The organism is Amycolatopsis sp. CA-128772 (genome assembly GCF_002904295.1).
Taxonomy (GTDB): Bacteria; Actinomycetota; Actinomycetes; order Mycobacteriales; family Pseudonocardiaceae; genus Amycolatopsis.
In genome coordinates this window covers 82,695-107,273 of sequence record NZ_PPHG01000057.1, presented here as the reverse complement: position 1 = coordinate 107,273, position 24,579 = coordinate 82,695, and the positions used below count along the sequence as shown (strand labels likewise).

22 protein-coding genes are annotated in these 24,579 nt (G+C 71.7%); 13 read left to right on the top strand and 9 right to left on the bottom strand.

Annotated elements, in window-relative coordinates:
* Both C2L59_RS20445 and C2L59_RS20440 read right to left on the bottom strand, forming a co-directional pair.
* The coding region (locus C2L59_RS20445) for an IS110 family transposase (RefSeq protein WP_103350973.1) at positions 1 to 869 on the bottom strand (869 nt) is incomplete at its 3' end.
* Positions 870 to 1,186: 317 nt separating this feature from the next.
* On the bottom strand, positions 1,187 to 2,092 hold the full coding sequence (locus C2L59_RS20440; RefSeq protein WP_103351098.1) for a hypothetical protein: 906 nt from the start codon (positions 2,090 to 2,092) through the stop codon (positions 1,187 to 1,189).
* Positions 2,093 to 2,253: 161 nt separating this feature from the next.
* Between C2L59_RS20440 and C2L59_RS20435 the strand changes: the two genes are divergently transcribed.
* Positions 2,254 to 3,426, top strand: coding sequence for a DUF445 domain-containing protein (locus tag C2L59_RS20435; protein WP_103351109.1), 1,173 nt, complete (start codon positions 2,254 to 2,256; stop codon positions 3,424 to 3,426).
* A 37-nt stretch (positions 3,427 to 3,463) separates the two neighbouring features.
* Complete coding sequence (locus tag C2L59_RS20430; RefSeq protein ID WP_103351097.1) at positions 3,464 to 4,672, top strand: DUF445 domain-containing protein; 1,209 nt, start codon at positions 3,464 to 3,466, stop codon at positions 4,670 to 4,672.
* Here the strand turns inward: C2L59_RS20430 and C2L59_RS20425 are convergent.
* The 3 genes from C2L59_RS20425 to C2L59_RS20415 are packed head-to-tail and all read right to left on the bottom strand — an operon-like array spanning position 4,669 to position 7,304.
* The gene (locus tag C2L59_RS20425; protein WP_103351096.1) at positions 4,669 to 5,544 is read right to left on the bottom strand and encodes a metal ABC transporter permease; all 876 of its coding nucleotides are present in this window, start codon (positions 5,542 to 5,544) and stop codon (positions 4,669 to 4,671) included. The two genes, C2L59_RS20430 and C2L59_RS20425, sit on opposite strands and share 4 nt — an antisense overlap.
* A gap of 3 nt (positions 5,545 to 5,547) precedes the next feature.
* Positions 5,548 to 6,393, bottom strand: coding sequence for a metal ABC transporter ATP-binding protein (locus tag C2L59_RS20420; protein WP_103351095.1), 846 nt, complete (start codon positions 6,391 to 6,393; stop codon positions 5,548 to 5,550).
* Between the two features lie 2 nt (positions 6,394 to 6,395).
* The gene (locus tag C2L59_RS20415) at positions 6,396 to 7,304 is read right to left on the bottom strand and encodes a metal ABC transporter solute-binding protein, Zn/Mn family (RefSeq protein WP_103351094.1); all 909 of its coding nucleotides are present in this window, start codon (positions 7,302 to 7,304) and stop codon (positions 6,396 to 6,398) included.
* 188 nt (positions 7,305 to 7,492) lie between these two features.
* Here C2L59_RS20415 and C2L59_RS20410 point away from each other — a divergent pair, with 188 nt between their 5' ends.
* The 5 genes from C2L59_RS20410 (at position 7,493) to C2L59_RS20390 (ending at position 12,009) form a co-directional block, all read left to right on the top strand.
* Positions 7,493 to 8,593 carry a LacI family DNA-binding transcriptional regulator gene (locus C2L59_RS20410; RefSeq protein ID WP_103351093.1) on the top strand — a complete coding sequence of 367 codons (1,101 nt, stop codon included), beginning with the start codon at positions 7,493 to 7,495 and terminating at the stop codon, positions 8,591 to 8,593.
* Positions 8,594 to 8,679: 86 nt separating this feature from the next.
* The gene (locus C2L59_RS20405; protein ID WP_103351092.1) at positions 8,680 to 9,171 is read left to right on the top strand and encodes a carbonic anhydrase; all 492 of its coding nucleotides are present in this window, start codon (positions 8,680 to 8,682) and stop codon (positions 9,169 to 9,171) included.
* A 3-nt stretch (positions 9,172 to 9,174) separates the two neighbouring features.
* Positions 9,175 to 10,110, top strand: coding sequence for a glycosyltransferase (locus C2L59_RS20400; RefSeq protein ID WP_103351091.1), 936 nt, complete (start codon positions 9,175 to 9,177; stop codon positions 10,108 to 10,110).
* Positions 10,111 to 10,119: 9 nt separating this feature from the next.
* Positions 10,120 to 10,995 carry an A/G-specific adenine glycosylase gene (locus tag C2L59_RS20395; RefSeq protein ID WP_103351090.1) on the top strand — a complete coding sequence of 292 codons (876 nt, stop codon included), beginning with the start codon at positions 10,120 to 10,122 and terminating at the stop codon, positions 10,993 to 10,995.
* 63 nt (positions 10,996 to 11,058) lie between these two features.
* Positions 11,059 to 12,009: an N-acetylmuramoyl-L-alanine amidase gene (locus C2L59_RS20390; RefSeq protein ID WP_103351089.1), complete on the top strand. Its 951-nt coding sequence runs from the start codon at positions 11,059 to 11,061 to the stop codon at positions 12,007 to 12,009.
* An 86-nt stretch (positions 12,010 to 12,095) separates the two neighbouring features.
* Here C2L59_RS20390 and C2L59_RS20385 read toward each other — a convergent pair whose 3' ends face one another.
* Positions 12,096 to 12,842 (bottom strand): alpha/beta fold hydrolase, encoded by a 747-nt coding sequence (locus tag C2L59_RS20385; RefSeq protein ID WP_103351088.1) that lies wholly within the window; start codon positions 12,840 to 12,842, stop codon positions 12,096 to 12,098.
* A gap of 74 nt (positions 12,843 to 12,916) precedes the next feature.
* Between C2L59_RS20385 and C2L59_RS20380 the strand changes: the two genes are divergently transcribed.
* Positions 12,917 to 14,323, top strand: coding sequence for a M1 family metallopeptidase (locus tag C2L59_RS20380; RefSeq protein WP_103351087.1), 1,407 nt, complete (start codon positions 12,917 to 12,919; stop codon positions 14,321 to 14,323).
* On the opposite strand, the gene C2L59_RS20375 is transcribed toward C2L59_RS20380, so the two are convergent.
* Positions 14,309 to 15,694: an ATP-binding protein gene (locus tag C2L59_RS20375; RefSeq protein ID WP_103351086.1), complete on the bottom strand. Its 1,386-nt coding sequence runs from the start codon at positions 15,692 to 15,694 to the stop codon at positions 14,309 to 14,311. The genes C2L59_RS20380 and C2L59_RS20375 overlap by 15 nt on opposite strands.
* A gap of 50 nt (positions 15,695 to 15,744) precedes the next feature.
* Here C2L59_RS20375 and C2L59_RS20370 point away from each other — a divergent pair, with 50 nt between their 5' ends.
* Together C2L59_RS20370 and C2L59_RS20365 are read left to right on the top strand one after the other, a co-directional pair.
* Entirely contained in the window at positions 15,745 to 16,056 is a 312-nt protein-coding gene (locus C2L59_RS20370) for an antibiotic biosynthesis monooxygenase (RefSeq protein WP_103351085.1), read from the top strand.
* Positions 16,049 to 16,849: a Sir2 family NAD-dependent protein deacetylase gene (locus C2L59_RS20365; RefSeq protein WP_103351084.1), complete on the top strand. Its 801-nt coding sequence runs from the start codon at positions 16,049 to 16,051 to the stop codon at positions 16,847 to 16,849. Before C2L59_RS20370 ends, C2L59_RS20365 begins: the two co-directional genes overlap by 8 nt.
* Here the strand turns inward: C2L59_RS20365 and C2L59_RS20360 are convergent, their stop codons facing one another.
* On the bottom strand, positions 16,850 to 17,809 hold the full coding sequence (locus C2L59_RS20360) for an endonuclease/exonuclease/phosphatase family protein (RefSeq protein ID WP_103351108.1): 960 nt from the start codon (positions 17,807 to 17,809) through the stop codon (positions 16,850 to 16,852).
* A 162-nt stretch (positions 17,810 to 17,971) separates the two neighbouring features.
* On the opposite strand from C2L59_RS20360, the gene C2L59_RS20355 reads away from it, so the two are divergent.
* Both C2L59_RS20355 and C2L59_RS20350 read left to right on the top strand, forming a co-directional pair.
* Positions 17,972 to 18,949: an ATP-binding cassette domain-containing protein gene (locus C2L59_RS20355; protein WP_103351083.1), complete on the top strand. Its 978-nt coding sequence runs from the start codon at positions 17,972 to 17,974 to the stop codon at positions 18,947 to 18,949.
* Complete coding sequence (locus tag C2L59_RS20350; protein WP_103351082.1) at positions 18,946 to 19,752, top strand: ABC transporter permease; 807 nt, start codon at positions 18,946 to 18,948, stop codon at positions 19,750 to 19,752. Before C2L59_RS20355 ends, C2L59_RS20350 begins: the two co-directional genes overlap by 4 nt.
* An 84-nt stretch (positions 19,753 to 19,836) precedes the next feature.
* On the opposite strand, the gene C2L59_RS20345 is transcribed toward C2L59_RS20350, so the two are convergent.
* Positions 19,837 to 22,998 carry a BTAD domain-containing putative transcriptional regulator gene (locus C2L59_RS20345; protein ID WP_103351081.1) on the bottom strand — a complete coding sequence of 1,054 codons (3,162 nt, stop codon included), beginning with the start codon at positions 22,996 to 22,998 and terminating at the stop codon, positions 19,837 to 19,839.
* Positions 22,999 to 23,144: 146 nt separating this feature from the next.
* Here C2L59_RS20345 and C2L59_RS20340 point away from each other — a divergent pair, with 146 nt between their 5' ends.
* Positions 23,145 to 24,578, top strand: a complete 1,434-nt coding sequence (locus tag C2L59_RS20340) for a M1 family metallopeptidase (RefSeq protein ID WP_103351080.1) — start codon at positions 23,145 to 23,147, stop codon at positions 24,576 to 24,578.
* The last annotated feature ends 1 nt before the right edge of the window (position 24,579 follow it).

Genomic DNA, 24,579 nt, shown 5'->3' with positions numbered 1-24,579 from the left:
TCGAGCAGGATGCGGGCTGCGGTCCTGACGCCGATGCCGGGCATCGAGGTCAGGACCCCGGCAAGAGGGTGCGCATCGAGTATCCCCTCGACCTGCTCAGCAACCTGTTTCCGTTGCAGGAGAACTGTTTTGAGGCTGTCGGCCAGCCGAGGCAAGACCGTGTCCGCGGCGGCGGTGCCCGGAACGGTGACGGTCTGCTCGCCCAGCGCGGTCATGATCGCCTCGACCAGCCGCTCGCCGATGCGCGGAGCGTGGGCCTTGGCGATCGCGGTGAGCTTGCGGCGGCCGGCCTTGGCGATGCCGGCCGGGCCTCCGCAGCGAGACAGGATTTCCAGCACGGCCGGGTGGCTGATCCGCGGGCCGATGGCGTGTTCGAGGGCGGGGTGGATGCCGGTGAGCAGCCCGCGGATGCGGTTGCTGATCCGGGTGGCTTCGCCGGCCAGGTCATCGTCGAACCCGACCAGCACCTCCAGCTCCGCCAGCGCCTCATCGCCGACATCAACGGGCCGCAGCGTGTGCGGCAGGGAGCGGGCCGCGTCGGCGATGACGAACGCGTCGCGGGCGTCGGTCTTCGCCCGGCCGGGGTAGAGGTCGGCGATGCGGCGCATCGCCAGGCCGGGCAGGTAGGCGACCTGGTGCCCGGCGGCGCAGGCGACCGCGACCGGCAACGCGCCGATGGTGGCGGGCTGGTCGACCACGACCAGCAGCGTTCCGTGCGCGGCGAGCTTGTCGAACAGGGCCTTCAGTTTGGGTTCGGTGTTGGGCAGCGGCGCGTCGTGCAGCCGGTTGCCGTCCGGGTCGAGACCGACCGCGTGATGGGCGTCCTTGCCGACGTCCAGGCCGAGAAACACGCCGAAAGTGCTGCTCATCCACCATGCCGTTCGTTCGCCGCGAGTGGTCACCGGGTTGGGCATCGATGGCCGGCACCCACGCCTGCGACGAGACCTACCCAGCGGTGGCCATGTCCCTATCAGCGGTCCCTCGGTGCCACCAGACCCGGTGACACCACCCCCCGGATCATGGGTTCGACTGGGGGCGTTAGTCATGCCGGGTCTGGTGACCACAGCTCCTTGATCAGAAACTACGAAAAAGGTAACGGGGGGCGTCCCTGGTCCAGTTTATCGGCTCCCACCTGCCAAAACGTCGGATCGCGAAATCTGTGGACAACTCAAGCCGATGTGGATAACTAGGCTTTGGCCGGCGGTGCCACCGGAGCCTTCCCCGCCGGAGCCGCCGACGTCGGCGCCGGAGCCGGAGCCGGCTTCCGCTCCCCGCCCTGCGCATCCTCCGCCGGTGCCAGCAGCCTCATCGCTTCCTTCACCGCCACATCCGTCGCCGCGATGCGCTCGGCCACCTTCGAGCGCAGGTCCAGGGCCAGCTTGCGGTTCTGGTCCGCCTCCGCCTGCTGGGACCTCGCCGACGCCAGGGCCGCCTCCGTCTCCTCCTTCTTGCGGGCGAACTCCGCCTCGAAGTCCTTCTTCCGCCGGGCCAGCTCCTCCGCGGCCTTCCGGTCCGCTTCCTCGCGCACCGAGGCCGCCGCTTCCTCCGCCGCCGCGTCCGCTTCCTTGCGGGCTCGCTCGGCCGCCGCCGCCTGCTCGACGCGCTTGGCGCCCGCCGCCGCGTTCAGCTTCTCGATCTCCGCCTTGGCCTCCGAGCGCAGGCGGGCGCGGTCCTCCTCCGCGTCCTTCGCCAGCTTGTCCGCCGTGCGGCGGGTCTCGTGCGCGTACTTGTCCGCCTGGTCGCGGGTCGAGGCCGCGTCCGCCTCGGCGGCCGATCGGAGGTCCGCGATCTCCTCCTCGGCCAGCTGCATCATCATCCGGACGCGCTCGGCCATCGCGCCCGCGCCCGACGGGCTCGAGCTCATCCTGGCCAGGGCGGCCTTCGTCTCGGCCAGCTCCTTCTGCGCGTACGCGAGGGCCTTCGTGAGGTCCGCGGACGTCGCGACGGCTTCGTCGCGGCTGCGGGACGTCTCGCGCAGGTCCTTGTTCAGCTCGGCGAGGCGTTCGTCGACCTGACGCTGGTTGTAGCCGCGGACACCCACGGCGAACTGGGCGGTCTTCGGGGCGGAGTGGGGCTTCTCAGGCGCGACCATCGGGCCACCTTAATGAGCAAGAGCCCGTCCGGACGTACCGCCAAAAGGATGCATCACGATTTCGGCAACCCCCCGTGACGCATGGCATTCCGCGCTGGTCGGAACCGAGCCGCTAACGTCCCCCCGTGGACTTCGGCACGCACTGGCAGGTGTACGTCACCATGCCGTTCGTCGCGGCCCTGATCGGCTACGTCACCAAGCGCGTAGCCATCGAGATGATGTTCCGGCCCCTGGAGTTCGTCGGCGTCAGGCCGTTCGGCTGGCAGGGCGTGCTGCCGGCGAACGCCGAGCGGATGGCCGCCACCGCCACCGAAATGCTGACCACGAACCTCGTCGACCCGAAGGAGATCTTCGCCCGGCTCGACCCCGCCCAGGTCGCGAAGGAAATCGAAGAGCCGCTGCTCCGGGTCGTCGAGGACGTCACCCGCGAGGTGATGGAGACCTACCAGCCGCGGCTGTGGGAGGTCCTGCCGAACAGCGCGCAGCAGCTGCTGCTCAAGCGCGTCCAGGCCGAGGCGCCGAAGGCGATCACCAAGATCATGCGGGAGATCGCCGGCAACATCGAGGACGTCCTCGACCTCAAGCACATGGTCGTGACGAACCTGGTCCGGGACAAAGCCCTGCTGAACCGGCTGATCCGGGACATCTCCCGGCCCGAAATGCGGTTCATCGCCCGCTCCGGCGTCGTTTTCGGGTTCGTCCTCGGCTGCGTGCAGCTCGTCGTGTGGGCGCTGACGAAGTCGCCGATCGTGTTGCCGCTGTTCGGCCTCGGCATCGGCTGGCTCACCGACTGGCTGGCCCTCAAGATGATCTTCCTGCCGCGCGAGCCGCGCCGGTTCGTCGGCCTCTACACCTGGCAGGGCGTCTTCCAGAAGCGCCGTGACCAGGTCGCCGCCGACTACGGCGACATGATCGCGCGCGAGATCATCACCATCCCGAACCTCCTCGAGGCCGTGCTGCGCGGCCCGAAGTCCGACCGGCTGTTCGCGCTGATCACCCGCGAGGTGCAGAAGACGATCGACGCCCAGGCGAGCGTCGTCAAACCGTTCGTCGCCATGGCCGTCGGGACGAAACGGTTCCAGGAGATGAAGCAGACGGCCGCCGCGAAGGCCGCGGAACGGGTGCCGGAGACCATCCGGTACGCCGAGGACTACGCGGTCAACGCGCTCGACGTGCGCAACACGATCGTGGAGCGAATGCGGAAGCTGAGCGCGCTGGAGTTCGAGCAGCTCCTGCGGCCGGCCTTCCAGCAGGATGAGTGGAAGCTGATCGCCGTCGGCGCGGTGATCGGCGGTCTCGTCGGGGAACTGCAGGTGCTCGCCCTGCTCGGGTAGCCGGTACGGTTTCGATCTCGGCGTGAGGAGGTCGGAGTTGGACGCTGTCCTGCACGACCTCGCCCTGCACTGGCCGCTGTACGCGGCGATGCCGTTCATCGCGGCGCTGATCGGGTACGTGACCAAGCGCGTCGCCATCGAGATGATGTTCCGGCCGCTGGACTTCGTCGGGATCCCGCCGCTGCTCGGCTGGCAGGGCGTCGTCCCGAAGCACGGCGGCCGGATGGCCGCGGTCGCGACCGAGCTGCTGACGGCGAACCTCCTCGACCTCCGCGAAGTCCTCGAGCGGGTCGACCCGGTTATCATCACCAGCGAGCTGGAGCAGCCGCTGCTGCGCGCGGTCGACCACATCGCGCGCGAGGTCATCGCCGAGCACCACCCGCGGCTGTGGGAGGTGCTGCCGACGCTGGCGCAGGAGATGCTGATCAAGCAGGTCCAGGCGTCGGCGCCGCGGCTGGTCCGGGAGTTCGTCGACGACGTCCGCGAGAACCTCGACGAGGTCCTCGACGTCCAGCACATGACGGTCCAGCGGCTGACGCGGGACAAGGCGCTGCTCGTCCGGCTGATCCGCGAGACGTCCCGCCCGGAGATGGCGTTCATCGCCCGGATGGGCATCTACTTCGGGTTCGGCCTGGGACTCGTGCAGACGATCGTCTGGGCGGTCACGCGCGAGCCGTGGGTGCTCCCGGTCTTCGGCGGCGTGATCGGGCTGTTCACCGACTGGCTGGCGATCAAGCTGATCTTCGTCCCGCGCGAACCGGTCCGCGTGGGCCGGGTGATCTTCCAGGGCAAGTTCCAGCGGCGCCGGGCCGAGGTCGCCCGGCAGTACGGCGAGCTGATCGCGACCGAGGTCCTGACGGTCCAGAACCTCCTGGACGCCGTCCTGCGCGGCCCCCGCGCCGACCGGCTGGCGGCCCTGGTGGAGAACGTCGTGTCGGAAGCGGTGGACGCGCAGATGCCGCTGGCCTGGACGGTCGGCGGCACCCGCCTGAAGGAGATGAAGCACGCAGCGGCCCGCAAGGCGCTGGCGCAGCTGCCGGACACCGCCCGCTACGCCGAGGGCTACCTGACCGAGGCGATGGACGTGGCGAAGGTGATCGAGCAGCGAATGCTGGCCTTGACGCCGCTGGAGTTCGAGGGCCTGCTGCGGCCGGCGTTCCGGCAGGACGAGTGGAAGCTGATCGCCGTCGGCGGGGTGATCGGGTTCGTGGTCGGCGAGCTGCAGGTCCTGCTGATGCTGGGTTAGGCCGCCGCGATGAGAGCCGGTTCCACCGGGCGCACCCGCGTCCGCCGGTCCCGCTGCCAGGCCAGGACGCGGCACACCACGTAGATCAGGAACGAAATCGCCGTCACGAACGCGCTCACCGGCAAGCCCGGGGCCAGGGACAGCAGGATCCCACCGATGGCCGACACCTCGGCGAACACGATCGACAGCACCGTCGCCTTCCAGGGTGACGCCGTCACGCGGGCCGCCGCGGCCGCCGGGGTCACCATCAGGGCCACCACCAGCAGGGAGCCGACCACCTTGACGCTCAGCGCCGTCGAGACGCCCACCAGCAGCGCGAACACCACCGTCAGCGTCTTCACCGGGACCCCGCGCGCCACCGCCACATTGCGGTCCACCGAGGCGAACAGCAGCGGCCGGTAGACCAGCGCCAGCACCGCCAGCACCACCGCCGACGACACCACGAACAACGTCAGGTTCGTCGAGTCGATGGTGATGATCTGGCCGGTCAGGATGCCGAACTTGTTGCCGGAGCGGCCTTTGTAGAAGGACAGGAACAGCACGCCCATGCCGAGGCCGAAGGACAGGATCACGCCGATCACCGAGTCGCGGTCGGCGTCCCGCGCGCCCAGGATGCCCAGCAGCAGGGCCGCCACCACCGCGCCGATCAGGGCGCCGTACTCGACGCCGATGCCGAGCAGCAGGGCCGCCGCGCCGCCGGTGAACGCCAGCTCCGACGTGCCGTGCACCGCGAACGACATCCGCCGCATCACGATCAGCGGGCCCATCACGCCGGCCACCAGGCCGAGGATCGCCGCCGCCAGCAGCGCCGTCTGGACGCCCTCGAGCTGGGTGATCAGCTCCCAGGTCTTGCCGAAGTCGAACAGATCCAAGACTCAGCCCACTTGTTCTTCGACGTCGTGTTCGTGGTGGTGCGGCTCCTCCTCGCACAACGCGCTCTGCGCGCCGGCGATGTGGATCTGGCCGCCGACCTTGAGCACCTCGACCCGGGTGCCGTACAGCTGGGAAAGCGTCTCGGTCGTCATGACCTCGTCCGGCTTGCCGATCCGGAACTGGCCGTTGACCAGGTACAACACCCGGTCGACGAACGGCAGCACCGGGTTGATCTCGTGCGTCACGAACAGCACGGCCGTGCCCGCCGAGCGCCGGCGGGAGTCGATCAGCTCGCTGATCGCGCGCTGGTGGGCGAGGTCCAGTGACAGCAGCGGCTCGTCGCAGAGCAGCACCTCGGGGTCGCCGACCAGGGCCTGGGCCACCCGCAGCCGCTGCTGCTCGCCGCCCGACAGCCGGCCGACGGGCTGCTTCGCGTACCTCGTCGCCCCCACTTCGGAGACCGCCGAAGCTACGCGGCGACGGCGGGCCGCCATGCCGAACAGGCCCGGTCCCCAGCGGTGGCCGTCGAGCCCCAGGCCGACCAGGTCGACCCCGCGCAGCGTCAGCGACTCGTCGATCGCACGCTGCTGCGGGATGTAGCCGATCTTGCGGTTGGCGCCGCCCGGGCGCCCGCCCGCGATTTCGACCGTGCCCGCCGAGAGCTCCTGCATGCCGAGCAGCGCCTTGAGGAAGCTGCTCTTGCCGGAGCCGTTCGGGCCGAGCACGGCGAGGAACTCCCCCGGCTCGACGACGAGGTCGAGCCCGGACCAGAGGGTACGGGGGCCGAAGGCGAGGCCCGCCCCACGGACCCGGACCGCGGGACGTACGTCGTCGGATACGAGGGCCATGGCTACTTCAACGCCCCAGCCAGCTCGTCGACTTCCCCGGTCATCCAGCCAATGTAGTCCGTCACACCCGCGGGCAGCGTTTCGGTCACGTCCACCACGCCGATCCCGGCGGCCTTCGCCTGGGCGACGACGTCCTTGGTCAGCGGGGTCACCGTCTGGGCGTTGTTGATCAGCGCCTTGACCTGTTTCGTGGCGATGAGCTGCCGGTACTCGTTCACCGCGCCGGCCGGGACGTCGGTGTCGTTCTCGACCGCGTCCGAGAATGCCTTGGGCGTCGCGTCCGTCAGCTTCGCGCTCCGGAGCAGGTAGTGTGCGACCGGCTCGGTGACGACGACCTTCGTCCCCGGGTGGGTGGCGCCGAGCTCGCCGAGCCGCTTCTCGAGCGCGTCCACCTTGGTCTTGAACGCCTTCGCGTTGTCGGCGAAGAGCTGCTTCGACGCCGGCTGCAGCTCGCCGAGCTGCGCCGCGAGCCGGTCGGCGACCTTGTCGACGCCGGGCAGGTCGTACCAGACGTGCTCGTTCTCGTCGCCGGTCGCGGCGATGTCGTAGGCCACCAGCTTCTTCGCGTCCCCGGCCTGGTCGCTGAGCTGGCCGAAGAACTCGTCGTACCCGCCGCCGTTGGACAGCAGCAGCTGCGCGCCCTTCGCGGCGAGTGCGTCGTCCGCCGTCGTCTCGTACGAGTGCGGGTCGGCCGACGGGTCGTGGATGACCGACCTGACCTCGACCTGGTCGCCGCCGACGGCGGCGGCCACGCTGCCCCAGACGTCGGTCGACGCCACGACCTTGATCTTGCCGTCGCTGCCCGCCTGCGCGCCGCCGCCGTCGGTGGCTCCACCGGAGCACGCGGCCAGGGCGAAGACGGACAGGGCCGAAGCGGCGGCGAGCACGCTCGTGGTGCGGCGGGAACTCATCGGGGAACTCTCCTGGGGACACTCGAGACGCTAATGGAAACCGTTGTCAGATTCACCTTACCCCATCCGGATGACTTTCTGGCCAGAAGATCCCACCTTGGTGTATGCGTCTCCGTGCATGCGGATCGAGACATCGACCACGCGGGGTGTCTCTTCATGAATTCGATCTGAACCGTTACGGTTTGCTGATGGGACGTCCTATTCGCACCCGGAGGCAGGCGACACTGGCGTCGCTCGCGGCGGAGCTCGGTGTGTCCAGGACCACGGTGTCCAACGCCTACAACCGGCCGGACCAGCTGTCCCCCGAACTGCGCCGCCGCGTCCTCGAGACCGCGCGGCGCCTCGGCTACCCGGGCCCCGACCCGGTCGCCCGCTCCCTGCGCACGCGCAAGGCGGGCGCGGTCGGGCTGCTGCTCACCGAGAACCTCTCCTACGCCTTCCGCGACCCCGCCGCCGTCGGTGTCCTCGAAGGACTGGCGCTGGCTTGCGAAGACGCCGGCGTCGGCCTGCACCTGGTGCCGGCCAGCCCGGGCCGCGAGGACGTCGCCGCGGTGCACCGGGCGGGGGTCGACGGCTTCGTCGTCTATTCGGTGCCGGACGACGACCCGCACCTGGCCGCCGTACTGGAGCGGCCGGTGCCGACGGTGATCATCGACCAGCCGAGCATCGAAGGCATGGACCGCGTCGGCCCGGACGACGCCGCCGCGGTCGGCAAGATCGCCGAGCACCTGGTCTCCCTCGGCCACCGGCAGGTCGGCGTGATCTGCATGCGGCTGGCCCGCGAGCGCAACGACGACTTCGTCTCCGCGACGCGGCAGAGCGGCGCGCACTTCCACGTCCAGCGCACCCGGCTGGAAGCGCTCGCGGTGGCCTTCTCCGCGGCGGGCGTCGACTGGGCGGGCGTCCCGGTGGTCGAGCGCTTCGACCACACGGTGGACGACGGCGCGTCCGCGGCCCGGCAGCTGCTGGACGCGTACCCGCAGATCACGGCGGTGATCTGCACCTCGGACATCCTTGCGCTGGGCGCGATGGCGGAGGCCGAGCGGCGCGGGCTGCGGGTGCCGCAGGACCTCACCGTGACCGGGTTCGACGGCATCGCCGAAGCCGAGCGGATCGGGCTCACCACGGTCCACCAGCCGGTGCTGGAGAAGGGCAAGACGGCCGGGCGGCTGCTGCTCAGCTCGGGCGAGCGGAGCGCACCGAAGGTGATCACCCTGCCGACCGAACTCCGCATCGGACGGACGTCGGCGCCGCCGCGGACGGTCGAGGAGCCCTGGTTCGGGGGCTGAGCTGGTGACATTGCTCTTAGCGCATTGCCCGACCGGCCGCCGGCCGGTGGAATGGGCGGGACACGCCACCGGCCGAAAGGTGACCGATGACCTCGATCGACGTCCTCCTCAAGCGCAACCAAGAGCTGGGCGAGGTGACGCCCGGCGACCGCTCGTCCCCGAAGCCGTCGCTGCAGATCGCCGTCCTGACCTGCATGGACGCTCGGATCCGCGTGTTCGAGCTGTTCGGCCTCCTGCAGGGTGAGTCGCACGTCCTCCGCAACGCGGGCGGGGTCGTCACCGACGACATGATCCGCTCGCTGGCCCTGTCCCAGCGCAAGCTGGGTACCCGCGAGGTGCTGATCGTCCAGCACACCGAGTGCGGCCTGTCGATGGTGACCGAGGACGACTTCAAGGACGAGCTGGAAGAGGCCAGCGGGCTCCGGCCGACGTGGTCGGTCGAAGCGTTCCGCAACGTCGAAAGCAGCGTCCGGACCTCGATGGAGCGGGTGCGGCGCAGCGCGTACCTGCCGCACACCGAGAACGTGCGTGGGTTCGTCTACGACGTGAAGACCGGGAAGCTCACCGAGGTCAAGTAGGCCGTGCGAGTCCTCTTCGCCGGGCTGGCGTCGGCCGGCCACACGTACCCGATGGTCCCGCTCGCGGTCGCGGCGCGGGACATCGGGCACGAAGTCCACTTCGCCGCCGGTGAGCACGTCCACGATTCGCTGCGGGGGTTGAACCCGTTCCGGCCGGCGGACTCGTTCTACGAGATCTACGCCGAGGACCTCGAACCGGACCTGGAGCGGCTGCGGCCGGACCTGGTCGTGCACGGGTGGGGCGTTCCCGAGGTGGCCGTGGCCGCCCGGCGCGCCGGGATCCCGGCGCTCTGGCACGGGTTCGGCCGGATGATCCCCGACGGCATCGGGTTCGACCGGCCCTCCGGCGGCGTGCACCTCGACATCTGCCCACCGTCGCTGCAGGACACGGGCTTCCTCGCGATCGCGGAGCGCATCCCGTTGCGACCCGTGCCGTTCCCCGAGCCCGGCGGCTTCCGGCGGCCGCTGATCTACCTGACGCTCGGCACCGCCTTCGGCACCCCGGAGGTGCTCGAGGCGGCGATCGAAGGGCTGGCCACGCTCGGCACGCACGTCGTGGTGGCCACCGGCGGGGTAGCCGTCGGGCCGCAGCCGGTCCACGTCACCGCCCGGCCCTGGGTACCGCAGGCCGCGGCGATCTCACAGGCGGACCTGGTCGTGCACCACGGCGGCAGCGGCACGACGCTGGGCGCGCTCGCCGCGGGCGTCCCGCAGCTCGTCCTGCCGCAGGGCGCCGACCAGTTCGCCAACGCCGAGGCCCTGCTCGCCGCGGGTGCCGCCGTGCGCCTGCTGCCCGGCGAGCTGAGTGCGGACGCCGTCGCCGAACAGGCCCGGAAGGCGTCCTCGTGCCGGGACGCGGCCCGCGCGATCGCCGCGGAGATCGCCGCCATGCCGTCGCCGGACGAGGTCGCTCGCGAGCTGCCGAAGCACGCGAAGTAGCCTCCCGGCGTGGCTGTGGACGCTGACGTACTGCTCGACTGGTTTTCCGCGAACGGCCGGGATCTCCCGTGGCGTGCGCCCACCTGCTCGGCCTGGGGCGTCCTGGTCAGCGAAATCATGCTCCAGCAGACGCCGGTCGTCCGCGTGCAGCCGATCTGGCACGAGTGGATGGTGCGCTGGCCGTTGCCGTCGGCGCTGGCCGCGTCGTCGCAGGGCGAGGTCGTGCGGGCCTGGGGCAAGCTCGGCTACCCGCGGCGGGCCCTGCGGCTGCACGAGGCCGCCGGGGTGATCGCGAAGGAGCACGGGGACGTCGTTCCGTCCGATGTGGACACTCTGCTCGCGCTGCCCGGGATCGGCGCCTACACCGCGCGGGCCGTCGCCGCGTTCGCCTACGGACGGCGGGCGCCGGTGGTCGACACGAACGTCCGGCGGGTCGTCGCGCGGGCGGTGCACGGCGCCGGGGACGCCGGGCCGGCGTCGAACACGCGGGACATGAACGACGTCGAGGCGCTCCTGCCGGCCGAGGACGCGCCCGCGGCCCGGTTTTCGGCGGCGATCATGGAACTCGGCGCGCTGATCTGCACCGCGCGCGCCCCGAAGTGCGCCGATTGCCCGATCTACGACGAATGCGCGTGGCAGCTCGCCGGGCGGCCGGAGTACACCGGCCCGGCCAAGCCGGTCCAGAAGTTCGCCGGCACCGACCGCCAGGTCCGCGGGCGGCTGCTGGACGTGCTGCGCGGCAGCGAAGGCCCGGTCGAGAAGGCTCGCCTGGACCTGGTGTGGCACGACGGCGGCCAGCGCGACCGCTGCCTGGACTCCCTGCTGGTCGACGGGCTGCTGGAGCAGACCCGCGACGGCCTCTTCGCCCTCCCGGGTGAACACTGACGCGCTACGACCAAAGTTGGTCAATAGTTGTCAACGACGCGAAGCGGAGTTACCGTTTCACGCATGGTCACTGTTGACCGCCGGACCCTCTTCAAAGCGGGGGTGACCGCGACCGCGGCCGGCGCACTGGGGATGACGACCACGGGGACGGCCGGCGCGGCCGTGCCGACGATCCACCCGACGTCCGAGTGGGGCGCGCGGGCCGCGAGCGGGCCGATCGTGGTGGAGAACCACAAGCCGACCTACATCGTCGTGCACCACGCGGTCGACCCGCCGATGAACAACGACTTCTCGCTGGCGCGCGCGTTCTACGTCTCGCGGTTCATCCAGAACCTGCACATGGACAAGAACGGCTGGATCGACAGCGGCCAGCAGTTCACGAACAGCCGCGGCGGGTTCGTCACCGAGGGCAGGCACCGCAGCCTGGAGATCCTGCGCGGCGGCACGCAGCACGTGCAGGGCGCGAACGTCGGCAACCACAACAGCGAGGTCATCGGCATCGAGAACGAGGGCCTGTACAGCACGGTGGACGTGCCGGCGGCGCTGTGGAACTCGCTGGTCTCGCTGGTCGCCTACATCGCGCACCAGTACGGCATCGCCCCGGAGTTCATCAAGGGGCACCGCGACTTCAACTCGACCGAGTGCCCCGGCCAGGTGCTCTACAACCGGCTGCCCGAGCTGCGGACCGCCGTCGGACGCGTCCTGGGCGTCGCGGTGACGCGCTCCGAAGCCGAGTGGCCGCTGCTCAAGCCGGGCGACACGGGCCGGCAGGTGCAGCTGGCGCAGCAGTTCCTGCGGGCCGCCGGGTTCGGGGTGCCGTCGGACGGCGTCTTCGGTCAGTCCACAAAGGACGCCGTGGCCGCTTTGTCCGGTCAGGCGGGGTTGCCCCGGGACACGTGCACCGCGGCGAAGGCGTCCGACGAGACGGGCTTCCTCGGCGCGGACGTCTGGCCCCTGATTGTGCCGTCCGGCCGGTCGGCCGCGGCCTGGCGAGCGGACCTCGCCCGGACCTGAGCGGCGGCACTTTCACGTGAAAGTGCCGGCGAGGAGGTCGGTGCGCCGAGCTCAACGGCGCGCGCGGTGCACCGTCCTTCCCGCCGTCACCGGCTCAGGACCTGGCTGAGGAACGCTTCGACGGCACCGCGGTAGGTCTCCGGGGCCTCGTCGTGCGGCAGGTGGGCCGAGCCCGGCACCACCAGGTGTTTCGCGCCCGGGACGCGATCGGCGACGAGCGCCTGCTGCCCCGGCGGCATCGCCGTGTGCTCGCCCTCGACCAGCAGCAGCGGGCAGCGGATCGCCGCGACGACGTCCCAGTAGTCCCGGCGGCCCCATTCGGCGGCGATGACGTACAGGTCCTCGAGGTCCGCGACCAGGTGGAAGCCGTCTTCGCGCTCCTCGACGCAGTCCGTGAAGTACTCGCCCGCGTCGCCGAAGAACGCCCGGACGTGGTCGAGCGAAGAGAACGGCACCGGCCAGCTCTCGAAGTACCCGCGCCAGGTCTCGACGGTCCGGCCGCGCTGGTCCGGCGCGAAGTCCTCGGAGACGACCGCGCGCACCAGCTCCGGGTACCGCGCGGCGGTCGCCCAGGCGTGCAGGCCGCCCATCGAGTGCCCGATGAGCACCGCCGGGCCCGCGTCGAGGGTCCGCAGGGCTTGGGCGACGTCGTCGGCGAAGCGCTCGGTCGTCCACGGCCCGACGCGCGGTGCGCTGCCGTGGCCCCGCGCGTCCAGTCCGTACACCGAACCGTAGGGCCGGAGCCACTCCGCGACCCGCCACCACGTCCGCGCGCGGCCCATCAGGCCGTGGAGCAGAACGATCGGCACGCCGCTGCCGCCGAAACAGAGCACGCGGCCACCTAACCACAAAACCCCTGGTGCGGAACGTGACCAAGTGATCGCAATCGATAACCTATGGTGGTCGTATGCGCCGCCGACTCACCGCCCTGGCTGTCTGCGCCGCCGTGGTCCTCGCCGCGGCGTGCGGCGGCGACGCCGTCACGCTGCCGCCCCCGCCGGCGCCGATGCACCCGGTGGCGGGCGCGTCCGGCGCCGGCGATCCGTACTACCCCGACGACGGCAACGGCGGCTACGACGCCCTCGGCTACCAGGTCGGCGTGACCTACGACCCGCCGAGCGGGCACCTCGACGGCGACACCACGGTGACCGCCACGGCGACCGAGGACCTGAGCCGGTTCGACCTGGACCTGCGCGGCCTGACCGTGCGCAGCGTCGAGGTCGACGGCAAACCGGCGACGTTCGGCCGCGAGAGGGCGTTCGAACTGGTCGTCACCCCGCCGTCGCCGATCCGCGCGGGGACGACGTTCCGCACGCGGGTGCGCTACGGCGGCGACCCGGCGAAGACCCCGCACGACGGCGGCAGCGAGAACGGCTGGCAGCACTCGGCCGACGGCGGCGCGTTCATGGTCGGCGAGCCGCACTCGGCGGCGTTCTGGTACCCGGTGAACGAAACCCCGCGCGACAAGGCGGCCTTCACGCTCACCGCGCACGTCCCGCCGGGCTGGACGGTGCTTTCGAACGGCCGCGAAGGACCGCCGGGCACGTGGACCGAGCCGAACCCGGTGGCGAGCTACCTGACGACGATCGCGATCGGGAAGTTCAGCGTCGACAGGTCGACTTTGCCGGACGGCACCCCGGTGGTCTCGGCGTACGCGCCCGGCGCCGAGGCCCGCCGCGCGATCGGCGGCCGGCTGCCGGAGGTGCTCGGCTTCCTGAGCAGCAAGTTCGGCCCGTACCCGCAGTCGGCGGCGGGCGGGATCTACCTGAACGAGAACGTGCCCTTCTCGCTCGAGACGCAGACCCGCCCGACGTACGCGAAGTGGGCGGACCTGCCGACCCTGGTGCACGAGAACGCCCACCAGTGGTTCGGCGACTCGGTATCCCTGCGCAACTGGTCCGACGTCTGCCTGAACGAGTGCTTCGCGTCGTACTCGCAGTGGCTGTGGGCCGAGCGCGAGGGCCAGAACCTGGACGCCCGCTACCGCGCGGCCATCGAGATCACCCAGGGCAGCACGGACTTCTGGGCCCAGAAGCTGGTCGGCATGGGCCAGGGTCACGAGTTCGAAGGCGTGTACAACAAGGGCATCCTGGCCCTGCACGCGTTGCGCCGCCAGATCGGCGACCCGGCGTTCGACCGCCTGCTGCACGCGTGGCCGGCCCGCTTCCGCCACGGCAACGCCACCTGGACCGACTTCGAGGCGATGGCGACGCAGGTCAGCGGCAAGAACCTGCGCGAGTTCTTCGACGCCTGGTTCCGCGGCACGAAGCTCCCCGCGAACGCCGACCTCTACCCCGGCTCACTGCGCAGCTGACCCCAGCAACGACCGCGTCAACGCACTGCGCGCGTCCTGCATCTCCCGCAGCGCCGCCGTCAGCTCCTCGTCGCCCACCAGCACGTCCTCGTCCGGGCGAGCCGCCAGGGCGCGCAGCGATGCCCGCCGCAGCAGTTCCTTCGCGAACGATGCCGTCATGCCTCCGGTCGCCTCCACCACCGGGGCGAGGTCCGCCGTCAGCTCCAACCCGCGCGCGTACAGCCGCAGCAGCGCTTCGCGGCCCGCCGCGTCCGGGAGGGGGATCTCCACCGCCAGGTCGACGCGGCCCGGACGGTCCGCGAGGGCCTTCTCCAGCTCGCTCGCGCGGTTGGTGGTGAGCAGGAACGTCACGTCGGCGTCGCCGCCCACGCCGTCCATCGCGTCGAGGAGGGTGAACAGCAGGGGCTGGACCACCGGCCCGTAGCTGCGGTCCTGGGCGATCAGGTCGACGTCCTCGAGCACGACCACGCTCGGCTGCAGGCGGCGCGCCAGCTCCGCGGCCTTGCCGACGAGCTTCATCGCCGTGCCCGTCAGGATGATCACCGTCGTCTCCGGGAGGCGGCCCATCAGGTAGCGGACCGTGTGCGTCTTGCCGGTGCCGGGTGCGCCGTGCAGCAGCAGGCCGCGCTTGAGGTGCTGGCCCGCGGCCAGCAACCGCGGGCCGTGCTCGGCGATGCCGATCGTGTGCCGCTCGATCGCCTCGAGGACGCCGTCCGGGAGCACGACCTCGTCGCCGCCGAGCGCGGGGCGCGGGAGGAACGTGATGAGCTCGTTGCCGCGGTGCTCGCTGGTGCCGAAGGCCAGCACCTGGCCACGCAGGACGTCGTGCTCGGTCATCAGGCGCTCGACGCGGTCCCGGACGCCGGTGGCGATGACCCGGGAGGTCGCCAGCACCTCCAGCCGGCACTGCTCCAGGCCCCACTGCGGGTTGCCGCCGCGGATCGCCAGCAGCACCGGCTCGCCGCCCGGGGCGTGCGTGCCGACGAGCCCGAGCTGGACCGCCTCGGTCGCGGTGTCCGGGCCGGTCGCCGTGGTCGTGTAGTCCACCGAGCCCAGCTCGTACATGCCCTGCCGGCGCGCGGTGGCGAGCATCCCGATCAGGTCCTCGTGCGTGCGCTGGCCGCCCGCGACGCCGAACCAGGCCACCGCCGTGCCGTGTGCTTCGAGGTAGGCGTCCACGCTGCGCTGGATGGTCGCGTGCTCCCACATCGGCCAGTTGCGGGTCACCACCACCACCTCCGGCAGCTGCGCCCCGAGGTGGCCGGTCACCCGCTCGATCAGTTCGCTGCTGTGGCCGCTCACGACCTCGTCCGCGGTGGCGCGGACGATCCGGGCGAGGTCGGCGGCGAGGTCGCGCTCGGTACTCCCCATGCCTTCCACAGTGGCACGGGTCACACCCGCGAGCCAACTAGGCTGGGGCCATGAGTGTCGTGAAGATCAACGCGATCGAGGTGCCCGAAGGCGCCGGCCCCGAGCTCGAAAAGCGGTTCGCCGCCCGCATGCACTCGGTCGACGAGCAGCCGGGCTTCCTCGGCTTCGAGCTGCTGCGGCCGGTTTCCGGCGAGACGCGCTACTTCGTCTACACGAAGTGGGAGACCGAAGAGCACTACCAGGCGTGGGCGAAGGGGGGCCCGGCCGCGGCGGCGCACTCGGGCGAGCGCGCCAAGCCGGTGTCCACCGGGGCGAACCTCCTGGAGTTCGAGGTCGTCCTCGGTTCGCAGCCGGGTGCGTGAGCTCGCCGCACAGCTCCTGGACGGCGCCGGCGCGCTGCTGATCTGCGCCGGCGCCGGCATGGGCGTCGACTCCGGCCTCCCGGACTTCCGCGGCGGCGAAGGGTTTTGGCGCGCGTACCCGCCGTACGCCCGGCTCGGGCTGCAGTTCGAAGAACTCGCCGACCCGCGGCACTTCGCCGACGACCCCGAGCTGGCCTGGGGTTTCTACGGGCACCGGCTCGCCCTGTACCGCGAAACCGTGCCGCACGACGGTTTCCGCCTGCTGCTCGGGTTCGGGTCACGGCTGCCCCACGGCGTCCGGGTGTTCACGTCCAATGTGGACGGACAGTTCCAGGCGGCGGGCTTCGCGGACGTCGCCGAGGCGCACGGCTCGATCCACCACCTGCAGTGCCTCGCCCGGTGCACGGACGAGGTCTGGCCCGCGGCCGGCGTCGACGTCCTGCTGGACGAAGACACCATGCGCGCGGTGCCGCCGCTGCCGTCGTGCCCCCGCTGCGGCGGCCTGGCCCGGCCCAACATCCTGATGTTCGGCGACCACTCGTGGGTCCCGGACCGCAGCCAGGCCCAGCTCGACGAGCTCACGGCGTGGCGGCGGACCGCGCGGGACCTCGTGGTGGTCGAACTCGGCGCGGGCCAGGCGGTCCCGACGGTCCGCCGGTACGCGGAACTGGCGAGCGCGGCGAACGGCGCGCTGATCCGCGTCAACCCGCGCGAACCGCAGATCCGCCACGGCCGCGGGGTGTCGATCGCGGCCGGCGCCCTGGAGACGCTCGGGCAGCTGCTGCCGCGCTGATCACGGCAGGCGGACCTCGGCGAACACCGCGCGGTGGTCGCTGCCCGGCACGTCGAACACGCCGTAGTCCAGCACCGCCGCGCGGTTGTCCACCGCCACGTGGTCGATCGTCACCACCGGGAACGACGACGGCCACGTCGGCGCCAGCCCGGCGCCGCGCTCCTCAGCCGCGTCCCGGTAGCCGCGGGACAGGACCGTCCGGTACGCCACGTGGTCCAGCGTCGCGTTGAAGTCGCCCGCCAGTATCCGCAGGCCGTGCTCGCCCGCCGGGCGGGACAGGTCCTTGATCTCGCGCTCCCACTGCGGCGTGTCGACGTCCGGGGAGATCGGGTGGACCGCGACGACCTCCAGCACCACGCCGTCGCCGAGGTCGGCTTCGGCGCCCGGCTGCTTGGCCGCCGAGTCGCCGGACAGGTTGACCTCCTTCAGCGGGAAGCGCGACACGATCCCCGAGCCGAACGCGCCCGGCGCCGGGTGCAGCACCCGGTACGGCAGCGTCTCGAACAGCCCGGCCGCGGTGAGCCCGTCGACCGCGCGCGGGGTCATCTCGACCAGGTTCAGCACGTCGATCCGCTGCTCGCGCACCAGGTCGACGACGGCCTTCGGGTCCGCCTGGCCGTAGAGCAGGTTCGAGGAGAGGACGCGCAAAGTCTTGCCGTGCACCTCGCGTTGCTCGCTCGCCGACAGCCGCGGGAGGACGAGGACGGCCAGCGCGATCGCCAGCACCAGCGCGACCCCGCCGAGCCACCACCGGCGCAGCGCCAGCGCGACGCCACCGAGGAGCAGGCCCGCGGCCGCCGCGTACGGCGTCAACGACAGCGCGATCAGCGTGTACCAGTCGCCGTCGAAGCCGACCAGGCGCAGCGCCGCCAGCACCGCCAACGGCACCACCGGCACCACCAGCAGGCCCGTGACCAGCGGGTTCTTCCGCCGCGACCGCGTTTCTTCCGCAACCACCATGCTGCCGAGTATGCCGAGACCGGCGCCCCGCGGCCCGGCCCCCGGCGACACCTCCACAAGATCTCCACCAGCCGCTGCCAGGACCTGCCAGCGCGCTGTGCGTGAGCTACCAGCGCGGCCGTCCACAGTGACTCCTGAACGCGACAGCGAAGGAGGACGCCCATGTCGCACGCGATCCAGGCTGAAGGCCTGGTCAAACGGTTCGGGGAGACGAAGGCGCTGGACGGGGTGGACCTCGAGGTCCCGTTCGGGCAGGTCGTGGGGGTGCTCGGGCCGAACGGCGCCGGCAAGACGACCGCCGTCCGGATCCTGGCGACCCTGATGAAACCGGACGCCGGCCGAGCCACGGTCGGTGGCTACGACGTGGTCACCGACCCGGTCCGGGTCCGCAGCCTGATCGGGCTCACCGGGCAGTACGCCTCGGTCGACGAGGACCTCAACGGGATCGAGAACCTCGTCCTGATCGGACGGTTGTACGGCTACTCCCGCGCCGACTCGAAGGGCCGCGCCACCGAGCTGATCGAGCGGTTCGAGCTGACCAAGGCGGCCAAGCGGCCGATCCGGACCTACTCCGGCGGCATGCGGCGCCGGCTCGACCTGGCCGCCAGCCTCGTCGGCCGGCCCGAGGTGCTCTACCTCGACGAGCCGACCACCGGGCTCGACCCGCACGCCCGCAACGAGGTCTGGGACGTCGTCCGCGGCCTGGTCGCCGAGGGCGCCACGGTGCTGCTGACCACGCAGTACCTCGAGGAAGCCGACCAGCTGGCCGACAAGATCACCGTGTTCGACCACGGGCGGGTCGTCGCCGACGGCCGGGCCGACGAGCTCAAGCGCCGCGTCGGCGGGCAGACGCTGCAGGTCCGGCCGACCCAGCTGTCCGACATGGACGCCGTCAACCGGATCCTCGGGGACCTGTCCGGTGTCCGGCCGACCCGCGACAACGCGACCGGCCTGCTCACCGCGCCGGTCAACGACCCGGTGCTGCTGTCCACCCTGGTCCGCAAGCTCGACGAAGCCGGGATCACCGCGGACGAGCTGGCGCTGCGGCTGCCCAGCCTCGACGAGGTGTTCCTCGCCCTCACCGGCCACACCGCCGAACCGTCCGTGGAGGACAAGACCCTCGAAGGGAGCCTGGCATGACGACGCTGGCCCTCGACCGCCCGGCACCGCCGCGGCACATCAGCCCCGGAAAGGGCTTCCAGCACGCGCTTTCGCTGGCCTGGCGCGGCATCCTGAAGATCCGCAAGAACCCCGAACAGCTCGCCGACGTCACCCTGATGCCGATCACCTTCCTGGTGATCTTCGTCTACCTGTTCGGCGGCGCGCTGTCCGGTTCGACCGACGCCTACCTGCAGATGGTCGTCCCCGGCATCATCGTGATGAACATCCTGCAAGCCTGCCTGACCGTCGGCGTGCAGCTCAACACCGACGTCACCAAGGGCGTCTTCGACCGGTTCCGCAGCATGCCGATCGCCCGTTCGGCCCCGCTGATCGGGGCGGTGCTCGCCGACGTCGTGCGGTACGTGGTGTGCCTGACCGTGCTGATGGTCGTGGCGACGATCATGGGCTACCGGATCGCGACCAGCCCGGGCGAGTTCGCGATGGCGATCCTGCTCGCCCTGGCCTTCGGGCTGAGCTTCTGCTGGGGCTGGGTGTTCGTCGGCATGCTGATGAAGACGCCGGGTTCGGCGCAGGCGCTGATGTTCGTCTTCATCATGCCGCTGACGTTTGGCAGCAACGTGTTCGTGCAGACGTCGACCATGCCGGGCTGGCTGCGGGCGTGGGCGGACATCAGCCCGGTCAGCCTGATGGCGAACGCGCTGCGCGGGCTGATGAACGGCGGGCCGGTGGGCGGTCCGCTGGCCGGCGCGCTGGCCTGGATGGCCGGCGCGGTGATCGTCTTCTTCCCGTTGGCGACGTGGGCTTACCGCCGGCGGGTCTGAACAGGCGCACACACGGGGGTGAGTAGCGCCACCGGTCGTGAGTGGCAAGGCGGGTTCCGGCCCGCCTTGCCACTCACGGCCACGTCAGCCGAGCTCGGCCAGCAGCCAGGCGATCACGTCCGCTTTGGACTGCTGCCGGACCTCGGCGTGGATGCGTTCGTAGTCCGGCAACGCCGCGCGCAGGTCGTCGATCAGGGCCCGCACCTCCGGGCTGCCGAGGTCCATGCGCCCGCGGACCACGGCCGACGCCGCCAGCACCCGCGCCGCCGTCTCGGTGCGGCCCTGGCGCGCGCGGATCATCGCCAGCAGTTCCACCGACCCCGCCATGTCCGGCATGTCGCCGCGCTGGTTGGTGGCGCGGATCGCCACGGCGGCGTGCGGTTCCGCCTCGTCGACGTGGCCGTGGGCCAGCAGGAGCCGCGCCTCGAACGCGTGGACCCACTCGTCGCCGATGCCGCCGGGGAACCAGTCGTCGCCGCCGAGTTTCGCGACGCGGTCGAGCAGCTCCCGGGCCTCCGCCAGCTCGCCGGTGCGCAGCAGCAGCTCGAGCCGGCCGAACATCAGGATGGCGCGCTGCTGCGGGTTGGTGATGTCCCGGCCGTAGCGCTCCGCCGCCTCCTGGTCGCGCCAGGCCGCGGCGAAGTCCCCGGCGCGCGCGTGCTCGACGGCCAGCCGCCACCAGTGCTGCACGGCGTCCTCGTGCGACCGCAGCTCCATCGAAAGCGCCAGGCCGCGCTGGTAGATCTCGATGGCCTGCGCGCTGTCGCCGTCCTGGGACACCGCGTACGCCTTGAAGCTCAGCGTCATCGCGATCCCCCAGCGGTCGCCGACGGCCTCGAACCCGGCGTGGGCCAGGTCGCGCGCCCGGTCGGCGCCTTCGACGTCACCGATGTCGTCCAGCAGGAAGCTGTCCACCCAGTACCCGCCGGCCCGGGTCCACGCGTCCGCGTGCTGCTCGGCGCGGCGCACCTCGCGGACGGCGACCTCGCGATCGCCGCCGAGGAACGCCAGCATCGGCAGCGCGACCGCGAGTCCCGGGTAGTGGTCGACCGCGCCGGTGCGCACGCAGTCGTCGACCAGCTGCATGATCTCGTCGCGGTCCGACCGCACCGGGACCGCGTCCATCAGGTAGACGAGCGCCCGGTAGGCGGCGTGGACCTCGGGCGGCAGCCGGTCGCCGAACGCGAGGGTGTCGCGGATCAGGCTGCCCACCCGGCCGCCCTGGCCGAGGATGGTGAGGTACCAGAACATCCCGTCCAGCAGCGCGACCGCGTTGTCCACATCGGACATCTCGATCGCCCCGCGCAGGGCCGCGATCATGTTCGCGCTCTCGGCTTCGAACGCGTCGATGGCCGACAGCTGCTCAGCGGTGCGCAGCGTCGGCTCCAGCCACTGGGCGAACTCGGCGTAGTAGGCCGCCATCACCCGGCGCGTCCGGTCGTGCTCGCCCGACTCCACCAGCCGCTCGGTGGCGTACGCGCGCAGCGTCTCGAGCATCCGGTACCGCGGCTCGCCGCTCGCGGCGTCCAGAGTGTCCACTATGGACTTCTCGACCAGGCTGCCGAGCACGTACGGCACGTCGGCGGCGGGCAGCCGCTCGTCCGCGCAGACGGCCTCGATCGCCGCCAGCTCGGCACCGCCGCTGAAGACCGCGAGCCGCCGGGCCAGCACCAGCTCGGCCTCGGTCAGCAGGTCCCAGCTCCATTCGACGACCGCGCGCAGCGTCCGCTGCCGCGGCAGGGCGGTGCGGCTGCCCGAGGTGAGCAGCCGGAAGCGGTCGCCGAGCCGGCCGGCGATCTGGGCCACGGTCATCGACCGCAGCCGCGCCGCGGCCAGCTCGAGCGCCAGCGGCATCCCGTCGAGCCGGCGGCAGATCTCGCCGACCTTGTCCACAGTGGACTCGTCCAGCACGAAGTCGGGCCGGACCGCGGCCGCCCGGTCGAGGAACAGCCGGGTCGAGTCGAGTTCGGCGGCCTCCGCGGGCGCGGCGCGTTCCGCGGGCACCGGCAGCGGGCCCAGCGGGCACAACGCCTCCCCGGTGATGGCCAGCGGCTCGCGGCTGGTCGCCAGGATCCGCAGCTTCGGCGCCCGCTGCAGCAGGGCGTCGGCCAGCCGGGCGGCGGCGTCGACGACGTGCTCGCAGTTGTCCAGCACCAGCAGCGCTTCCGCGCCGCCGAGCACCTCGACGGCCTGTTCCACCGGGTCCGGCGGACGGCGGTTGATCTCGGTCTCCGTGCGGATCTCACGCACCTCCAGCGCGCCGAGCAGCGCGCCGGCGACGTCGTCGGGGTCGCGGACGCCGGCCAGCGCGGCGAACCAGACGCGGCCCTGCTGGTGCGCCGGGTGCCGCGACGCCGCTTCGGTGGCCAGGCGGGTCTTGCCCGCCCCGCCGGGCCCGGCCAGGGTGACGAGCCGGGCGGAGCCGAGCAGCTCGGCCAGCAGCTTGAGCTCGTCGTCACGGCCGATGAACGTGGTCAGCCGGGTGGGCAGCCGGTCGGCCACCGGCGACGGCGGCGCGAACTCGCCGCGCAGCGCGGCGACGTGGACCTCCTGCAGCTCGGCCGAGGGGTCGACGCCGAGCTGGTCGGCCAGGGTGCGGCGGATCCCGGCGTAGACGGCCAGCGCCTCCGACTGCCGCCCGGCCGCGCACAACGCGCGGATCCGCAGGCCGGCGAGCCGTTCGCGCAGCGGGTCGGCGTCGGCCGCCGCGGCCAGGTCGGCCAGGACGGCGGCGTGCTCGCCCAGCCGGACCAGTGCTTCGAACCGGTCCTCGGCCGCCTCGGCCCGCAGGGCGGTGAGCCGCCGGGCCGGCGCGGGCGCGAACGGCGCGTCCAGGACGTCGGCGAGGGCGGCGCCCTGCCACAGCGCGAGGGCCTCGGTGAGCAGGTCGGCGGCGCGCGCGTCGCGGCCCGCGGCCAGCTCGCGGCGGCCGTCGGCGGCGAGGCGTTCGAACCGCTCGGCGTCGACGTCCCCGGCCGCCACCGCGAGCCGGTAGCCGCCCGGCCCGGATTCGACGGCCACCGGCAGGGCCTTCCGCAGGCGGGACACCAGCGACTGGAGGGCGTTGGCCGCGTCGGCCGGCGGTTCGGCACCCCAGAGCCCGTCGACCAGCGCGTCGGCGGGCACCGCGCGCCCGGCGTCCAGCGCCAGCCTGGCCAGGAGCATGCGGAGGCGGGCGCCGCCGATGTCGATCGGCGTGCCGTCGTCTTCCGCCGCCCGCAGCGGGCCCAGCAGCGCAACGCGCATGCGTCCAGCTTTCCAGACGCACGCCCGCCGCCGGGGCGGGCCGACGTAAGTGCTGATTATCCGGACAAATGCGACGCGATCGTCCGGTTCACCCGATCGTGGCGATACGTTGCGGGCGAGGTCCACCGACACGGACAGGAGCGTTCATGAGGGGACAGAAACCGGTCGTGGTGGCGGCCGCCGTGGTCGCCAGTCTCTGCCTCGGCGCCGGTGTCGCCGCGGCGGGCGACGGCTGGGGCCCGGCCAAGCCCGGCAGCGACGGCGCGGGCGACAGCTACTACCCGCAGGACGGCAACGGCGGCTACGACGTCGCCGACTACAACCTCAAGGTCGGCTACGACCCGGCGTCGCACCAGCTCACCGGCCGCCAGGACATCACCGCGCGGGCGACGCAGTCGCTCAGCTCGTTCGACCTGGACCTGCGCGGCCTGACCGTCGACTCGGTGAAGGTCGACGGCCGGGACGCGAAGTTCGCCCGGACCGGCGACCACGAGCTGGTCATCACGCCGGCGCGGGCGCTGTGGCGGGGCCAGAACTTCAAGGTCGCGATCGCCTACCACGGCGTGCCCGCGCCGATCAGCGACCCGTCGCTCGGTGCCAACGGCTGGCAGTACGCCAAGGCGGGCGGCGCGTTCGTCGCCGGCGAGCCGAAGTCGGCCACCACCTGGTACCCGGTCAACGACACCCCGCTCGACAAGGCCACCTTCCACCTGGCGATCACCGTGCCCGACGAGTGGGGTGTGATCGCCAACGGCCGCGAGCGCGGCTCGGTCAAGGCGCCCGGCGGCACCACGCACGTGTGGGCCGAGGAAACGCCGATCGTGCCGTACATGACGACGGTCGCGATCGACAAGTGGACCTTCGACCGCCGGCAGCGCAAGGACGGCACCCCGGTCGTGAGCGCGTACGCCCCCGGCGTCCCCGATGCGACGAAGCAGGCCGAAGCGCGGCTGCCGGAAATCCTCGACTTCCTCGAGTCGAAGTTCGGCCCGTACCCGATCGACGCGGCGGGCGGCATCTTCCTCAACGAGGAGATCGGCTTCTCGCTGGAGACGATGAGCCGGCCGATCTACTCCGCGGGCTGGGCCGGCACGGTCCCGACGATCGTCCACGAGAACGCCCACCAGTGGTACGGCGACTCGGTCGCGGTCGCGCACTGGCGCGACGTCTGCCTCAACGAGTGCTTCGCCTCCTACGCCGAGTGGCTGTGGGACGAGGCGAAGGAGGGCGTCGACCTGAACAAGCAGTACGCGGCCGACGTCAAGAAGGCGTCCGCGAGGTTCTGGGACGGCAAGCTCTACGACATGGGTGCCGGCAACGAGTTCACCTACGTGTACTCGAAGGGCCCGCTGATGCTGCACGCGCTGCGCAACTACATCGGGCAGCCGGCGTTCGCCTTCGTGCTGAAGACGTGGCCGTCGCTGCACCGCGGCGGGAACGCGAGCATGCAGGAGTTCCAGCGGTACACCGAACTCGTCGCGCACCGGAGCCTCAAGGGCTTCTTCGACGCGTGGGTGTACGGCACCGGCAAGCCCGCGGACCAGTACCTGTTCCCGGGTGGGCTCAAGCCCGCCGCCTGAT

What these genes read in the sequence shown, in the direction of transcription:
- C2L59_RS20440 (WP_103351098.1), bottom strand. Translation starts at nt 2,092, where the DNA reads ATGGTCGCGCCTGAGAAGCCCCACTCCGCCCCGAAGACCGCCCAGTTC.
- C2L59_RS20435 (WP_103351109.1), top strand. Translation starts at nt 2,254, where the DNA reads ATGCCGTTCGTCGCGGCCCTGATCGGCTACGTCACCAAGCGCGTAGCC.
- C2L59_RS20420 (WP_103351095.1), bottom strand. Translation starts at nt 6,393, where the DNA reads ATGGCCCTCGTATCCGACGACGTACGTCCCGCGGTCCGGGTCCGTGGG.
- C2L59_RS20415 (WP_103351094.1), bottom strand. Translation starts at nt 7,304, where the DNA reads ATGAGTTCCCGCCGCACCACGAGCGTGCTCGCCGCCGCTTCGGCCCTG.
- C2L59_RS20410 (WP_103351093.1), top strand. Translation starts at nt 7,493, where the DNA reads ATGGGACGTCCTATTCGCACCCGGAGGCAGGCGACACTGGCGTCGCTC.
- C2L59_RS20405 (WP_103351092.1), top strand. Translation starts at nt 8,680, where the DNA reads ATGACCTCGATCGACGTCCTCCTCAAGCGCAACCAAGAGCTGGGCGAG.
- C2L59_RS20390 (WP_103351089.1), top strand. Translation starts at nt 11,059, where the DNA reads ATGGTCACTGTTGACCGCCGGACCCTCTTCAAAGCGGGGGTGACCGCG.
- C2L59_RS20380 (WP_103351087.1), top strand. Translation starts at nt 12,917, where the DNA reads ATGCGCCGCCGACTCACCGCCCTGGCTGTCTGCGCCGCCGTGGTCCTC.
- C2L59_RS20375 (WP_103351086.1), bottom strand. Translation starts at nt 15,694, where the DNA reads ATGGGGAGTACCGAGCGCGACCTCGCCGCCGACCTCGCCCGGATCGTC.
- C2L59_RS20370 (WP_103351085.1), top strand. Translation starts at nt 15,745, where the DNA reads ATGAGTGTCGTGAAGATCAACGCGATCGAGGTGCCCGAAGGCGCCGGC.
- C2L59_RS20360 (WP_103351108.1), bottom strand. Translation starts at nt 17,809, where the DNA reads ATGGTGGTTGCGGAAGAAACGCGGTCGCGGCGGAAGAACCCGCTGGTC.
- C2L59_RS20355 (WP_103351083.1), top strand. Translation starts at nt 17,972, where the DNA reads ATGTCGCACGCGATCCAGGCTGAAGGCCTGGTCAAACGGTTCGGGGAG.
- C2L59_RS20350 (WP_103351082.1), top strand. Translation starts at nt 18,946, where the DNA reads ATGACGACGCTGGCCCTCGACCGCCCGGCACCGCCGCGGCACATCAGC.
- C2L59_RS20345 (WP_103351081.1), bottom strand. Translation starts at nt 22,998, where the DNA reads ATGCGCGTTGCGCTGCTGGGCCCGCTGCGGGCGGCGGAAGACGACGGC.
- C2L59_RS20340 (WP_103351080.1), top strand. Translation starts at nt 23,145, where the DNA reads ATGAGGGGACAGAAACCGGTCGTGGTGGCGGCCGCCGTGGTCGCCAGT.